Source organism: Streptomyces sp. NBC_00080, from assembly GCF_045041255.1.
Lineage (GTDB): Bacteria > Actinomycetota > Actinomycetes > Streptomycetales > Streptomycetaceae > Streptomyces > Streptomyces coriariae.
Genome location: NZ_CP108235.1, coordinates 6,016,182 through 6,030,816, shown reverse-complemented (window position 1 = coordinate 6,030,816; position 14,635 = coordinate 6,016,182). Strand labels below are relative to the sequence as shown.

Below are 14,635 nucleotides of genomic sequence, written 5' to 3'. Positions count from 1 at the left end.
GGCGTCCGGCACCCGCTGCTCTCACCTACGGGACGCGGCTCGGCCTCGCCGGTACAGGACGGCACCGCCCGCGATGAGCGCCGCGCTGACGCCGGAGGCGGCCAGCAGAGCGGCGCGCTCACCGCCGGTGTGCGGCAGCTGCGGCGGCGAACTGTGCTCCCCGCCACCCTCCGGAGGCGTGGTGTGCCCGCCGTGCGGAGGCTGACCGCCGCCGCCACCGTGCGGAGGCGGAGTGGAGTGCCCCCCACCGGGCGGAGTACTCCCACCACCATGCGGAGGCGGAGTGGAGTGCCCCCCACCGGGCGGAGTACTCCCACCACCATGCGGAGGCGGAGTCGAATGACCCCCACCGGGCGGAGTACTCCCACCACCATGCGGAGGCGGAGTCGAATGACCCCCACCGGGCGGAGTACTCCCACCACCATGCGGAGGCGGAGTCGAATGACCCCCACCGGGCGGAGTACTCCCACCACCATGCGGAGGCGGAGTCGAATGACCCCCACCAGGCGGCGTCGTGTGACCCCCACCAGGCGGCGTCGTGTGGCCCCCTCCGGGAGGCGGGGTCGTGTGACCGCCACCGCCGCAGGTGTCGCCGTAGCCACCGCAGTCGTCCCCGGAACCGTGGCCCTCGTGCCCGGCACCCCCGTGCCCGGATTCGCCGTAGCCCGAATCCCCATGACCGGAGTCGCCGTGACCGGAGTCGCCGTGACCGGAGTCGCCGTAGCCGGACTCGTCGTGACCGGAGTCCCCGTAACCGGAGTCCCCGTGACCGGAGTCGCCGTAGCCGGACTCGTCGTGACCGGAGTCCCCGTAACCGGAGTCCCCGTGACCGGAGTCGCCGTAGCCGGACTCGTCGTGACCGGAGTCTCCGTAACCGGACTCGTCGTGACCGGACTCGCCGTCACCGGAGTCCCCGTAACCGGACTCGCCGTCACCGGGTGGTGTGCCGTGTGAGCGGTGTCCGTGCGCGTCCGAGAGGTTGGCACAGGAGTTGCCGAACACCGGGTTGAGCGCGGCGATGACGTCGACCGAGTTGCCGCAGGCGTTCACCGGGACGTGCAGCGGGGCCTGGACGGAGTTGCCCGACAGAACCCCGGGCGAACCCTTGGCGGCTCCTTGGGCTGTTGAGTCGGCGAGGGCGTTGCCGCCCGCGCACAGGGACAGAATGCCCGTCGCGGCGGCGGCCGCGACCATTCCCCTGCTCAGGGTCTGTCGCAATCTCGTTGTCTTCCTGCTGGTAGAAGTGGGAAAAGCCGGCCCTGGACCACAGGTGTGTCGTCCGGGGCCGGCCTCGATCCAGCCGTACGGCTGGCGTGTCGCGTTGTCAGTCGTTGATGCAGACGTTGCCGCCGGCCGGGTTCAACGCGGCGATGATGTTGATCGAGTTGCCGCACACGTTGACCGGGATGTGGATCGGAACCTGGACGACGTTGCCCGACAGGACACCCGGCGAGCCGATGGCCGCACCGTTGGCACCGGCGTCGGCGAAGGCGGGGGCAGCCCCGCCGAGGGCCAGGATCAGACCCGCGACAACAGCAGCGCTCTTCTTCATGACTTTCCCTTCTCTGCGGTCATGCCCAGATGACGGTCGAAACCGAGCGAGCGCAACTGGAACGGCTCGCACCATGACCCGCAAGCTGCAAACGAGAGATAGACAGCCGAAGAAACCAACGAACGCGCGTCGCACGGGAATTCACTCGAACGCCTTCGGGTGATTAACACGAACGGCCCACTGGAGAGGAAACGATTCGCCTGAATCGCGAAGAAAATGGCAGGACATCAGCGGGATGAAGAATGCTCCGGCCGGACGGCCCGCCGGGGAACGGAACGGGCCGCCCGGCGGACAGTGCCGGGGACGTCAGTGGTTGGCGACGCCGTTGCCCGAGAGCGCGGAGATGTCGTCCAGGATGTGCGACAGCGGCTCGTCACCCTTGGCCTGGGTGGAGTTCTCGGCGCACTGCTGGTTCTGCGGGGCGGACAGGACGGGGATGTCCTGGACGCCGACGTTGGCGATGACGGCGAGAACGGACTGCACGTCAGCCTTGACCGGCAGACCCACACAGAGCTTGTTGGCGGTGCCCTGCACCAGGGTGGCCTGGGGGCTCATGTCGCCCTTGGTCACCGAGTTCCCGAACGCCTCGTGCGCACCGTTGCCACTGGCGGAGGTGGTGCCGGCGTCGTCCCCGATGGCAAGCGCCTGAGGGGCGACCGCCGCGGACATACCGACGACGGAAGCGGCGACCGCCGCCGCGGCCATTGCCTTCTTGAGCATTTCGCTATTCCTTTCCCTGTCCTGACTTCCGGTCAGGACCATGTGCCTGCCACCGAACCAACCGGAAGCGCCGTATTTGGTTGCGGCCAGTCACCCGATCGGTTTTCCCGTCCCGGCAGCCGGAGTTCGCCGCAATAGGCCATCGGAGTGAATCGGAGCAACCAAACAGGTCAGGTGAAGTTAATCCGAACGCTCCGGTGGACGGGGCTTCTCACCGAAGGGACTCAACAAGTGATCAAGAAGGTACTGGCCACCGCTGCGGTCGCCGCTTCCGTCGTCGGCATCTCCGCCGCCGCGGCGGCCCCGGCCCTCGCCATCGGCAACGACAGCGGCACCACGTCCGCCAGCGGCAACGGCGCCAGCCAGTCGTTCGGCAACTCGGCCACCTTCGGCAACATGAGCCCCCAGATGGCGCTCATCCAGGGCTCCTTCAACAAGCCCTGTATCGGTCTGCCGGCGAAGCTCAACGCCCAGTCCATCCTCGCCCTGGTCAACGTGGGCGTGCAGGACATCCCGATCCTGTCGGCCCCGCAGAACCAGCAGTGCGTCGAGAACAGCACCCAGGCCAAGGGCGACGAGCCGCTGTCGCACATCCTGGACGACATCTCGGCCCTCTCGGGCAACGGTGCCGCCAACCACTGAGTCCGACGTGGTGAACGGGTTCATTTCCTGAGCCCCTGGGTGGTTTCTCCGCCCGGACAGCGGGCCGCCGGATCATCGGCGGCCCGCTGTTCTAGCGTGCGGCGCGTGACGATGAAGAGAAACCTTTGGCCACGCCGCCTGGCGATTCCCGGAATCGTCCTGGCCGCCACGGGCGCGCTGCTCGGCAGTTCCGCCCTCCCCTCACTGCCCGGACTCCACGGCCGGGCACCCGCCCCGCGCGGGCTCAACATCCTGCTGATGGGCACCGACGAACGGGACACCCTCACCGCCCACCAGAAGCAGAAGTTCCACGCCGGTGGAAAGCCCTGCGGATGCTCGGACGTCCTGATGCTGATCCATGTCTCGGCCCGACGGGACCGGGTCAGCGTGATCGGCATGCCCCGCGACTCCGCCGCGGAGATCCCGCCGTACCGGGAGAAGCCCGGCGCCAGGGAACGCCCGCCGCATCCGGCGAAGCTCAACGCCGCCTACCAGGAGGGCGGTCCGGAGCTCATGATCCGGACCGTGGAGTCGATGGCCAAGCTGAACATCGACCGGTTCCTCCAGGTGGACTTCCGGCGCTTCATGAACAGCGTGGACGCGGTCGGGGGCGTCGAGGTGTGCACACCGCGGCGGCTGAAGGACTCCGCGACCAGGCTCGACCTCAAGCCCGGCAAACACCGGCTCGATGGCGGACGGGCGTTGCAGTACGTCCGTTCACGCCATGTCGACGGCAGCGCCGACCTCGGCCGGATCCAGCGTCAGCAACGCTTCCTGGTCCAGGCCTGGCGGGAGGTGCGGGAACGGAAGCTGCTCACCCATCCGAGGCGTATGACGCACCTGGCGGAGATGCTGCTCGGTTCCGGTCGGCAGGGTTTCCAGGCCGGCGAGCTCATCGAACTGGCGGCCGCGCTGCACCGGCTGCCGGACTCGGCCACGGAGTTCACGACCGTGCCGATCGCTGGATTCGCCCCGGCCCGGCTGGGCATCGGAGCGGCGCTGGCCTGGGACCTGAAGGAGGCGGACACCCTCTTCACCAAGGTGCGCGACGACCGGCCGCTGGTCGAGCGGGGTGCGGAGCCGAAGCCGAAAGACCCACCGGACATCCTCGGCAGGCCGTTCCCGGTACGGGGGAGCGCGTACGCGTGCCACTGAGGGGCGCACGGTTGTCGTGCGCGATGCGCTGCGCCGATCGGGGCACAGCGCGCAACCCCGGGCGGGGACGGGGCGTTGTTGATCACGCAGCTCCTCCCCCGGAGTCCGCCTTTTCGAAGGGAACGAACATGAAGAAGCTGTGGGCGACCGCGGCCCTCGCCGCCTCCGTCGCCGGTCTTGCGGCGATGAGCGCCCCGCAGGCCCTCGCCATCGGTGACGACAGCGGCACCACGTCCGCCAGCGGCAACGGCGCCTCGTCGGAGTTCGGCAACTCGGCCACCTTCGGTGACCAGAGCCCGCAGCTTTCGCTGGTCCAGGGGTCGCTGAACAAGCCGTGCATCGGCCTGCCGGCGAAGCTCAACGCCCAGTCGCTCATCGCGGCTCTGAACATCGGCGTGCAGGACATCCCGATCCTGTCGGCCCCGCAGAACCAGCAGTGCGTCGAGAACAGCACCCAGGCCAAGGGCGACGAGCCGCTGTCGCACATCCTGGACGACATCTCGGTCCTGGCCGGCAACGGCGCGGGCAACGGCTGAGCAACAGCCTGACGTACCGCTGCGGCGGGTCACCGGTTCTCCGGTGGCCCGCCGTTTCGTGTGTTCACCCGCGGACGTCTCGCGGTGTCACTTGCGGTACAGCTGCTCGATCTCCTCGGCGTATCTGGCCGTCACCGCGTGCCGTTTGACCTTCAGGGACGGGGTGAGCAGTCCGTTGGTCTCGTTGAACTCGCCCTCGACCAGGGTGAAGGCGCGGATCGACTCGGCCCGGGAGACTGCCTCGTTGGCGTAGTCGACGGCCTTCTGGACGTCCGCACGCAAGCGGGGATCGCGCAGTACCTCGGGGAGCGGGGTGCCGGCGGGGAGACCGCGCACGGTCAGCCAGTGGACGATCGCGTCGGGGTCGAGGGTGACGAGGGCGGCGACGAAGGGGCGGTTGTCGCCGACGACCAGGCACTGGCCGACCGGGGTGCGGCTGCGCAGCCGGTCCTCCAGGACGGCCGGGGAGACGTTCTTGCCGCCCGAGGTGACCAGGATGTCCTTCTTGCGGCCGGTGATGGTGAGGTAGCCGTCGTCGTCGAGGGAGCCGAGGTCGCCGGTGGCGAACCAGCCGTCGGTGCGGACCTCGGCGGTGGCCGCCGGGTTGTTCCAGTAGGAGTCGAAGACCACTCCGCCCTCGATGAGGATCTCGCCGTCGTCGGCGATCCGGACGGCCGTGCCGGGGACGGGCCGGCCGACGGTACCGGGCCGGGGTTTCAGGGGCGGGACGAGGGTGGCGGCGGCGGTGGTCTCGGTCAGGCCGTAGCCCTCGTAGACGATGATGCCGGCCGCGTAGAAGAAGAGGCTGAGGGTGCGGTCGAGGGGGGAGCCGCCGCTGATGGCGTAGCGCATGCGGCCCCCGAGCTCCTTGCGGATGCGGCGGTAGACCAGGAGGTCGTAGAGGGCCCAGGCGGCGTAGAGGCCCGGCCCGGGGCCCTTGACCTTCCCCTTGGCGTTCCCCTTGGCGTTCCCCTTGGCTTCCCCCTTGCCTCCGTCGCTGTCTCCGTCTCCGCTTACGCCCTCGCCTTCGTTCAGGAACTTGTCGAGGTAGGCCTGGGCGAAACGTACGGCGATGCGTTCGGCGCGGTCGAAGGAGGCGCCGCGGCCCATCTTCTCGGCGGTGGCGCGGCCGGTGTCGTGGATGCGCTCGAAGAGATAGGGGACGCCGACCAGGAAGGTGGGGCGGAACTCCTTGAGAGCGGGACGGAGTTCGTCGGGTTTGACGCTCGGGAAGTGGCCGGTCTCGATGCGGGCCATCAGACAGGCGATCTGCAGGGTGCGGCCCATGATGTGGGCGAGCGGGAGGAAGAGGAGGGTGGAGGCGGTCTGGCCGGTGACCTCCTTGAAGATCGGGTGGAGCAGTTCGAGGGTGTTGGCGGCCTCGGCGTGCAGGTTGGCGTGCGTGAGGACACAGCCCTTGGGGCGGCCGGTGGTGCCGGAGGTGTAGCACAGGGTCGCGGTGGTGCCGGGGGTGAGGGCGGCTCGGCGCTCGGTCACCTCCTCGTCGGGGAGGTCGCGGCCGAGGGCGTGCAGTTCGGCGACCGCGCCCGCGTCGAGTTCGAGGATGCGCGGGGGCAGCGGGTGGTGTGCCGTGCCGGTCGTCGCCGTACGGGCGTTGTCGGCGTTCTCGACGACGATCAGGGTGGCGCCCGAGTCCCGGACGATCCAGTCGACCTGCTCGGCCGACGAGGTGGCGTAGATGGGGACGGTCTGGCCGCCGGCCGCCCAGATCGCGAAGTCCAGGAGGGTCCACTCGTAGCGGGTGCGGGACATCACGGCGACCCGGCCGCCCTGCGCGAGGCCGTGCGCGATCAGGCCCTTGGCCGTCGCGGTGACCTCGGCGGCGAACGCGGCGGCGGTGACCGGGTGCCAGCCGGCGGGCCTCCGGCGGCGCAGTACCACCGCCTCGGGGGCTTCGGCCGCGTTGGTGAAGGGGAGGTCGGCCGTGCTGCCGGTGGTGGGCGGCGCCACCAGGGGCGCGGTGCGGGCCTCCCGTACGGTGCCGGTGTCGTCCCTGAGCAGGTCGACCCGGGTGCGGGAGGCCAGGTCGGTGCGCTTCCTCGCCCGCTTCAGATCCTTGCGTACGCCCATGACGGCTCCCCGGTCGCGTGCGGCTGCATGTGCCGGGTGAGTAACTTACTCACGCGTAAGGTTCTGCACTAGAGGTCGAGACGGCCGGCGTCGTCGATCGCGTCCGCGAGGCCGCGGACGTCCTTGTCCTCGGTCTCGTTCGCCAACCTTTCGCCGGTTTCACGGAGTTCGCCCAGGCTGGGGGCGTCCGGCAGGGGGATCTCCGGTCGGCGCAGGGCGTCGGCGAAGTAGGCCGCGGTCGTCGTGACCTGGAAGCGGACGGGTGCGTCGGTGAGCCGGTCGTGCAGGGCGCCGGTCTCCAGTCGGCCGGAGTTCTCGTGCGGGGTGCGGGTGTCGGGGTCGAGCCAGCGCACGGTGGCGGTGGCGAGACGGCCGTCGGCGCCGGGCTCGGTGCGTACCGCGTACAGGGCGGTGACGGTGTGGCCGGGGCCGACCTCGCCGCCGTCGACGCGGTCGTCGCGGAAGTCGTCGTCGGCGACCCGGCGGTCGTCATAGCCGATGAGGCGGAACTCGGCGACGGTCTCGGGGTCGAAGGCGACCTGGGCCTTGGCGTCACGGGCGGTCAGGTCGATGTTGCGCGGGAGGTCGGTGGAGAAGACCTCGCGGGCTTCGTCCTCGGTCGAGACGTAGGTGGTGTGGCCGTCGCCCTTGTCGGCGAGGCGTTCCATCAGGGCGTCGCCGTAGTCGCTGCCGACCCCGACGCCGAAGAGGGTGATGCCGTGTTCGCGGCGGGCGGTGGAGATGCGTTCCAGGATGGAGTCGGCGTCCGTGTCCCCGGTGTTGGCGAGGGCGTCGGAGACCAGGACGACCCGGTTCGTGGCGCCCTCGCGCAGGCCCTCGACGGCGGCGGCGTAGCCGGTCTCGACACCGGCGCCGAGGTTGGTGGAGTCGGTGGGTTCCAGGCCGCTGATGGCCTGGTGGACGCGGTCGCGGTGGTCGCCGAGGCGGGTCATCGGCAGTACGGTCTCGGCCTCGCCGCTGAAGGTGACGAGGGCGACGGAGTCGTCGTCGCGGAGACGGTCCGTCATCGTGCCGAGGGCTGACCTGGCCAGGTCCAGGCGGCCCGGTTCGGCCATCGAGCCGGAGACGTCGATGACGAAGGTGAGGGCGGCGGGCGGGCGTTCGCCCTGCTGCTCGGCCGTGCGGGTGGCGAGGCCCACGCGGACCAGGGACCAGTCGTCGACGCCGGTGCGGGCGCCGTCGACGGTGACCGAGAATCCGTTGCCGTCGGGGCGTTCGTAGTCCTGGCGGAAGCTGTTGACGAACTCCTCGGGGCGGATCGTCGAGGGGTCCGGGCGCTGTCCCTCGGTGAGGGTGCGGCGGGCGTAGCCGTACGACGCGGTGTCGACGTCGAGGGCGAAGGTGGAGAGGTGGTCGGGGGCGGCCGTCCTGCCGTCCTCGTCCGTCTCCTTGTCCGCGCCCCCGTCCGTGTTCCCGTCCGTGTCCCCGCGGGGTGCGCTCGGCGCGGGGAAGGCCTCGCTGCCGCGGGCCGCTCCGTCCGAAGCCCTGTCGGCGTCCGAGCCGTCCGCGCCGCAGCCGGTGAGCAGCAGTGCGGTGGCCGCCGCGGCGACGACGAAGAGTCGTGGTATCCGGTGTGTCCGGTGTGTCCGGCGTGTCTTCATGTGCGTTCCCCCTGTGTCCGTCGACGTCTGTGACTGTGACGGGACAGGGGGCCGGAACGTGCGACACGCGGTGTTGCGGATCCGTCTCGAACCGGGCACGAGGGCGGTCCTTCGAGACCGGTGGGTGACCCTCCGGTGACCTAGGACACCACGTCCTTGCGGGCGAAACCCCGGAAGGCCAGGGCGAACAGGACCAGGGCATAGGTCACGGAGACGGCGGTGCCCTGGATCATGCCGGACCACTCGGGGGTGGGCTGGACGGCGTCGGCCCAGGCGAACTGCCAGTGCGCGGGCAGGAAGTCGCGCCAGTCGCCGAGGGCGGTGACGGCGTCCAGGACGTTGCCGACGATGGTCAGGCCGACCGCGCCGCCGACGGCGCCGAGCGGGGCGTCGGTCTTCGTCGAGAGCCAGAACGCGAGCCCGGCGGTGACCAGTTGGGAGACGAAGACGTACCCGACCACGATCACCAGCCGCTGGGCCGCCGTGCCGGAGTCGAGCGCGCCGCCCGTGGGCAGCTCCAGGGGGCCCCAGCCGTAGGCGGCGGAGCCGACGACGAGGGCGACGACGGGCAGCAGGACCATCGCGGCCAGGCTGAGGCCGAGGCCGACGACGAGCTTGGACCACAGCAGGCGGGCCCGGGGCACGGGGGCGGCGAGGAGGTAGCGCAGCGAGGACCAGCCGGCCTCCGAGGCGACCGTGTCCCCGCAGAACAGGGCGACCGGGATGACCAGGAGGAAGCCCGCGGACACGAACAGGTTGACGGCGGCGAAGTTGGCGCCGGACGCCGTCGCGGTGTCCATCAGCGTCACCTGGTTGTTGCGGCCGCCGGGCTCGCCACCGATCGCGAAGGCGATGAGCAGGACGAACGGCAGGGCAGCGAGGATGCCGCCCATGACCAGCGTGCGGCGGCGCTTGAGCTGGCGGACCAGCTCGACGCGCAGCGGCAGCGTGCGGCCCGCCTGGTAGCCGGAGGCGACCTCGGTGAGCGTGCTCATGCGGAACCTCCGATCAGGGTGAGGAAGGCGTCCTCCAGGCGGCGGTGCGGGCCGACCGCCTGGACGGGCACGTCGAGCCGGACGAGTTCGGCGACCAGGCGCTGGGCGCTGCCGTCGGCGTCCAGACGGACCAGCAGGCCCTCGGCGGTGGGGGCTGCCGAGGCCACCCCCGGCAGCGCGGCGATCTTCTCCACGACCGGCTCCTCCACGGGGGTGGCGGTGCCCACGAGGAGGGTGTCGCCGGAGCCGACGATCTCGGCGACCGGGCCCGCCTGGACCAGCCGGCCCCGGTCCATGACCACGAGGTGCGTGCAGGACTGCTCGACCTCGGACAGGAGGTGGCTGGAGACGATGACCGTGCGGCCGGCCGCCGCGTACCGGATCATCACCTCGCGCATCTCGCGGATCTGCGGCGGGTCGAGACCGTTGGTCGGCTCGTCGAGGATGAGCAGGTCCGGGAGGCCGAGCATGGCCTGGGCGATGGCGAGGCGCTGGCGCATGCCCTGCGAGTAGGTGCGGACGGCGCGGGCGAGGGCGTCGCCGAGGCCGGCGATCTCCAGGGCCTCCGCCAGGTGGGCGTCCCCGGCGGGACGGCCGGTGGCCCGCCAGTACAGCTCCAGGTTCTCCCGGCCTGACAGGTGCGGCAGGAAGCCGGCGCCCTCGACGAAGGAGCCGACGCGGGAGAGGACGGGCGCGCCCGGGCGGATGGCGTGGCCGAAGACCCGGATCTCGCCGCCGTCGGGGCTGATCAGACCCATCAGCATGCGCAGGGTCGTCGTCTTGCCCGCGCCGTTCGGGCCGAGGAGACCGAGGACCTGGCCCTTCTCGACACGGAAGGACAGGTCGCGGACGCTGTAGCGGTCGCCGTTCGCGTACTTCTTGCTCAGGTCGGTGATCTGGAGCGGGACCTCGGCGAGCGCGGGGTCGGGGGCGGGGCCGGCGGTGCGGCGGCGGGCCGTCAGCAGCAGGGCGAGCGCGATCGCCGCGCCCGCGAGGGGCAGCCACCAGACCCAGGACGGGAGCGGCGCGGCCGCGGTCGTCACGGCGGGGGCGGTCGGGACCTTCAGGTCGCCCTTCATCGAGACGGTGTACGTCGCCGGCGTCATCGGGGAGGCGTAGCCGAGGTCGGTGGAGGCGAGGACCAGGCGCAGCCGGTGGCCCTCCTCGACCTTGTGGTCGATCGCCGGGAGCGTGATCGTGACGTCCTTGCCGGCCTTGGCGCCCTCGACGCGGACCGGGGTGACGAGCTGGGAGGGCAGCACCTGGCTGCCGCTGGCGCTGACGTCGTAGACCTTGGCGAAGAGGACGGCGGTGTCGGACGTCGACTTCACGTGGACGGTGACCGTCGGGGAACCGGTGACCCGCAGGCCGCCGGTGACCGGGGCGGAGGCGAAGGCGGCGTACTGGCCGGGGAAGTCGAGGGAGACGCCGACGCCGAGGGAGGAGAGCTGGGAGAGGCCTCCGCCGCCGAGTCCCGGCAGGGCCGAGACGGCGGGCGGGCTGGCGCCCGGCGGGTTGGCGAAGGACTGCTCCTCGCGGCGGCCGGTCAGGGGGAACGAGCGCTCGCCGTTCTCCAGGCCGGGGTAGCTGTCCGCGCTGGCGCCCCTGAGCTGGGCGGCGCCGTCGGTGGAGTCGACGCCTCCGGTGCGGGTGACGCGGAAGGCGGGGCCGGTGTCGGCGGCCTTGTCGTCCTTGAGATAGCGGTCGAACCAGGCACGCACGCGTGTCTGGACGCGATCGCCCTCCATGTCGCCGCCGTCGTGGCCGCCCGCGATCCAGTCGACGTCGACGGGGGCGCCGTTGGCGCGGATCGCCTTCTCGGCCGCGTCGGACTGGGCGAGCGTGAAGAGGGAGTCGGTCTGGCCCTGGATGAGCAGGGTGGGGACCTTGATGCGGTCGGCGACGGCGGACGGCGAGCGCTGTTCGAGGAGCGCGCGGGCGGCGCTGTCGGGAGTCCCGGACTCGGCGACGCGGTCGTACATCGCGGCCAGGGCGGGTTCGAAGCGGGCCGTGCCGCCACCGGTGTTGACGAAGATGCCGGCCCACAGCTTCTTGAACACGCCGTCGGGGAACAGGGCGTCCGCGAGGTTCCAGTAGGTGATCGCGGGGGCGATGGCGTCGACGCGGTCGTCGTAGCCGGCGGCCAGCAGGGAGATCGCGCCGCCGTAGGAGGCGCCGGCCACGCCCACCCGGGGGTCGCCTGCCTTGTCGAGCTGCACCTGGGGCTGTTTCGCGAGCCAGTCGATGAGTCGGGAGACGTCGGCGACCTCGCCCTTCGGGTCGTTCAGCCCGATCTTGCCGGTGGACTTGCCGAAGCCGCGCGCCGACCACGTGAGCACCGCGTATCCGTCGCGGGCCAGCGTCTCGGCCTGCTGACGTACGTCGTCCTTGCTGCCGCCGAAGCCGTGCCCGAGGAGGACGGCGGGGCGGCGGCCGGTCCCGGCGGTGAAGTAGGAGGTGTCCAGCTTCACGCCGTCCACCGCCATGACCCGGTCGGTGTGGCGCACCGCGGGCGTGTCGTCGTCGGAGGCGACGGCCGTCCAGGTACCGGCACCGGCGAGTACGACCACGGCGGCCACGGCGGAGACGATCCGTCGTGGCCGCCGTGGTCCTCGCAGACCGGGCAGTCGAAGATCCATGCTTCAACCGTACGGGGTCAACCTGTCGTGGAGATGTCGACCGCAGACCGAACTCGTCGCCATCCCGGCGGCGTACGGAGCCGTCTCGCCCTACACCAGCCGCGGTACTCAGACCGGTGTGTCCCGGGCGTCCTCCGGGATCGACACCAGCCAGCGGGTGTCGCGGTGGGGGCGGAGGTAGAAGGCCCAGTAGAGGGTGGCGGCGGCGGTGATACCGCCGGTCCACACGAGGTAGGCCGTCTCCTGCTGGGTGAGGATGTAGCCGAGGACGACGATCAGCAGGACCGGCAGCACCGGCCACAGGGGCATGCGCCAGGCGTGGGTGTCCTTGTGGCGGCCGCGGCGGGAGAGCAGGGCGGCGACCGCGACGAGCAGGTACATGCCCGTCACGGAGACGCCGGTGACGCCGTACAGGGTGTCCAGGTTCACGAAGCAGAGCAGCGCGCCGGGGACGCCGACGGCGAGGGTGGCGACCCAGGGGGAGCCGAACCGGCCGAGCTTGGCGAAGAGGTCGTTGACCGGCCGGGGCCAGGCCTTGTCGCGGGCGGAGGCGAACAGGACGCGGGAGTTCTGGATGACCATCACGATGCCTGCGTTGATGATCGCGAGCGCCACGCAGAGGCTGACGAAGGTGCCGACGGCCGAGTTGGACCAGGCGGTGACCATGGCGCCGATGTCGCCGCCGGTCAGCTCGGTGAGGTCGGAGGCGCCGAAGGTGATGGCGACGACCGGGACCAGGATGATCACGGAGGAGATGGCGAGGGTGGCGAGGACCGTGCGGGCGACGTTGCGGCGCGGGTTCTCCAGCTCCTCGGAGAGGTAGACGGCGGTCGAGAAGCCCTGGGTGACGAAGAGGGCGATGGCGAGGCCGGAGACGACCAGCATGGCGGTGACGGTGTCGGTGTGGCCGTCGGCGCCGGCCACCTGCATCGAGACGAGGCTGCCCGCGCCGCGGTGGCCGTGGGCGAAGCCCAGCACCGCGACGACGGCCGCCGCGATGACCTCCAGGACCAGGAAGACGCCGGTGATCCAGGCGTTGGCGCGCAGGTCGAGCAGGCCGGCGAGGGTGGCGAGCAGCATGACGCCGGCGCCCGCGAGCGAGGGGTCGAGGTGGACGACCGGGGCCAGGTAGTCGGCCGTGCCCATCGCGATCACCGGCGGGACGATCATGACGACGAGCAGGGAGAGGACGAAGACCAGCCAGCCGGCGAGCCGCCCGGCCAGCGTCGACACCATGGCGTACTCGCCGCCCGCGCTGGGGATGAGGGTGCCCAGCTCCGAGTAGCAGAACGCCACGGCGATACAGAGCAGTGAGCCGATCGCGATCGTGAGGGCGGTCGCGGTGCCGAGCGAGCCGAAGAGGTCCGGGACGACGACGAAGAGGGTGGAGGCCGGGGTGACGCAGGAGAGGGTGAGGAGGGTGCCGCCGACGACTCCGATGGAGCGCTTGAGCTTCTGGGGACTGTCGGGCACCTGAGGGAGGGCGGCCTCGACAGGGCGGAGCGTGTCGGTCATGCGGCGATTCCGATCGACTCGTGCGGCGGGGGTGAGGCGGGAGCGCTATCGCCTCCGGCGGCTTTGGTCGTACGTCGTTCGTCCGCTCCCGGCGGCTGCATGGAATCCCGACGGAAACCGGTGCGTCAATAGGTGTTCACCTACGGAATCCGTTGCCGGGAGCACCTCTTGGTCACGGATCTGACACTTACGGGCGGACCGTTCAACCCCCTCGGGACGTGCGGGAACCGCAGGGCGGGCGCCAAAAAAACGTGCGGACGTTCGGGATGTGGACGTGTCAGTGTGTCCCTCCAGGGTTCGGGGATCACAGACGAAGCACAGGGTGGGGACTCATGAAGCTGAAGTACGCGGCCGTCCGGACGGCGGTCACGGCGGCCGCGCTGATCACGACGGCCGGGTGCGGCACCGAGGCCGCCGAGGGGACGGCCGAGGCCGTGGACGGCACCGACGCGATCATGGCGGCGCTCGGCAGGGCGACCGACCGGACCGAGCAGGTGGGCTCGGCGGAGGTGAGGATGACCACCTCCATGGGCACCGGCACCCCGGTCACCATGGACGGCACCTACTCCTGGGGCGACGGATTCGCGTTCGACGTCCTGATGGACACCGCGGCCGCGCAGATGCAGCAGATGCAGGACGATCCGAAGATGCGCATGCTCTTCGTGGACGGCGCGTACTACTACGACGTCGACCCGCAGGCCTCGGGCCCGCTCGAGGGCAAGGAGTGGATGAAGATCGACGGCTCGGCCGTCTTCGGCCGGCAGGGCGCGCAGGCGCTCAGCGGCAGCGGCGGCAGCCCGTCGGCGTCCATGAAGGGCCTGAAGTACGCCGACAACGTCGAGGACCTGGGCTCGGAGACGGTGAACGGCAAGACCGCGACCCACTACCGGGCCGTCGTCGACCGGAAGGGCATGGGCAAGTACAAGGAGGCCTACGGCAACGAGGACAACCTCTTCGGCTCGCTCACCGGCGGCGCGACCTCGATCACCATGGATGTCTGGGTCGGAGCCGAGGACCTGCCGGTACGCATGATCCAGGAGATCGGCACCATGAAGGTCACCATGGACTTCGAGAAGTTCGGCGCCACGGCCGAGGTGAAGGCGCCGCCGGCCGCGCAGACCGGTGACCTCACCGAGGCGATCAAGGAAGCCGGCGCCGCACGGTGACA

Annotated in this window: 12 protein-coding genes and 2 pseudogenes; 5 read left to right on the top strand and 9 right to left on the bottom strand. The window is 70.9% G+C overall.

The annotated features are described in order from the left end of the window. Window positions 1–21 precede the first annotated feature (21 nt). A pseudogene (locus OHU34_RS26985) lies at window positions 22–144 on the bottom strand (LPXTG cell wall anchor domain-containing protein); the annotation flags it as partial. A 423-nt stretch (window positions 145–567) separates the two neighbouring features. Between OHU34_RS26985 and OHU34_RS26980 the strand changes: the two are divergent. After that, complete coding sequence (locus OHU34_RS26980) at window positions 568–954, top strand: hypothetical protein (protein ID WP_405772565.1); 387 nt, start codon at window positions 568–570, stop codon at window positions 952–954. 36 nt (window positions 955–990) lie between these two features. Here the strand turns inward: OHU34_RS26980 and OHU34_RS26975 are convergent. The 3 genes and pseudogenes from OHU34_RS26975 to OHU34_RS26965 all read right to left on the bottom strand — a co-directional run. Next, window positions 991–1,194: pseudogene (locus OHU34_RS26975) on the bottom strand (chaplin); the annotation flags it as partial. Window positions 1,195–1,324: 130 nt separating this feature from the next. Next, entirely contained in the window at window positions 1,325–1,552 is a 228-nt protein-coding gene (locus OHU34_RS26970) for a chaplin (protein ID WP_142264391.1), read from the bottom strand. Between the two features lie 306 nt (window positions 1,553–1,858). Continuing rightward, window positions 1,859–2,272 carry a rodlin gene (locus OHU34_RS26965; protein ID WP_142264392.1) on the bottom strand — a complete coding sequence of 138 codons (414 nt, stop codon included), beginning with the start codon at window positions 2,270–2,272 and terminating at the stop codon, window positions 1,859–1,861. Window positions 2,273–2,503: 231 nt separating this feature from the next. Between OHU34_RS26965 and OHU34_RS26960 the strand changes: the two genes are divergently transcribed. From OHU34_RS26960 to OHU34_RS26950, 3 genes are all read left to right on the top strand, one after another. Continuing rightward, window positions 2,504–2,914, top strand: coding sequence for a rodlin (locus OHU34_RS26960; RefSeq protein WP_142264393.1), 411 nt, complete (start codon window positions 2,504–2,506; stop codon window positions 2,912–2,914). Between the two features lie 111 nt (window positions 2,915–3,025). Continuing rightward, a complete protein-coding gene (locus OHU34_RS26955) occupies window positions 3,026–4,069 on the top strand; it encodes an LCP family protein (protein ID WP_405772391.1) in 1,044 nt (347 codons plus the stop codon). Window positions 4,070–4,197: 128 nt separating this feature from the next. Continuing rightward, window positions 4,198–4,605 carry a rodlin gene (locus OHU34_RS26950; protein WP_142264395.1) on the top strand — a complete coding sequence of 136 codons (408 nt, stop codon included), beginning with the start codon at window positions 4,198–4,200 and terminating at the stop codon, window positions 4,603–4,605. Between the two features lie 87 nt (window positions 4,606–4,692). Here the strand turns inward: OHU34_RS26950 and OHU34_RS26945 are convergent, their stop codons facing one another. The 5 genes from OHU34_RS26945 to OHU34_RS26925 form a co-directional block, all read right to left on the bottom strand. Then, complete coding sequence (locus OHU34_RS26945) at window positions 4,693–6,696, bottom strand: AMP-dependent synthetase/ligase (RefSeq protein ID WP_405768687.1); 2,004 nt, start codon at window positions 6,694–6,696, stop codon at window positions 4,693–4,695. A gap of 68 nt (window positions 6,697–6,764) precedes the next feature. After that, on the bottom strand, window positions 6,765–8,318 hold the full coding sequence (locus tag OHU34_RS26940) for a von Willebrand factor type A domain-containing protein (RefSeq protein WP_405768684.1): 1,554 nt from the start codon (window positions 8,316–8,318) through the stop codon (window positions 6,765–6,767). Window positions 8,319–8,458: 140 nt separating this feature from the next. Continuing rightward, window positions 8,459–9,313: an ABC transporter permease gene (locus OHU34_RS26935; protein WP_142264398.1), complete on the bottom strand. Its 855-nt coding sequence runs from the start codon at window positions 9,311–9,313 to the stop codon at window positions 8,459–8,461. Then, window positions 9,310–11,952, bottom strand: coding sequence for an alpha/beta fold hydrolase (locus OHU34_RS26930; protein ID WP_405768680.1), 2,643 nt, complete (start codon window positions 11,950–11,952; stop codon window positions 9,310–9,312). Before OHU34_RS26930 ends, OHU34_RS26935 begins: the two co-directional genes overlap by 4 nt. Window positions 11,953–12,060: 108 nt before the next feature. Continuing rightward, on the bottom strand, window positions 12,061–13,467 hold the full coding sequence (locus OHU34_RS26925) for an APC family permease (RefSeq protein ID WP_142264400.1): 1,407 nt from the start codon (window positions 13,465–13,467) through the stop codon (window positions 12,061–12,063). A 332-nt stretch (window positions 13,468–13,799) separates the two neighbouring features. Here OHU34_RS26925 and OHU34_RS26920 point away from each other — a divergent pair, with 332 nt between their 5' ends. Beyond that, on the top strand, window positions 13,800–14,633 hold the full coding sequence (locus tag OHU34_RS26920; protein ID WP_405768677.1) for a hypothetical protein: 834 nt from the start codon (window positions 13,800–13,802) through the stop codon (window positions 14,631–14,633). Window positions 14,634–14,635 lie beyond the last annotated feature (2 nt).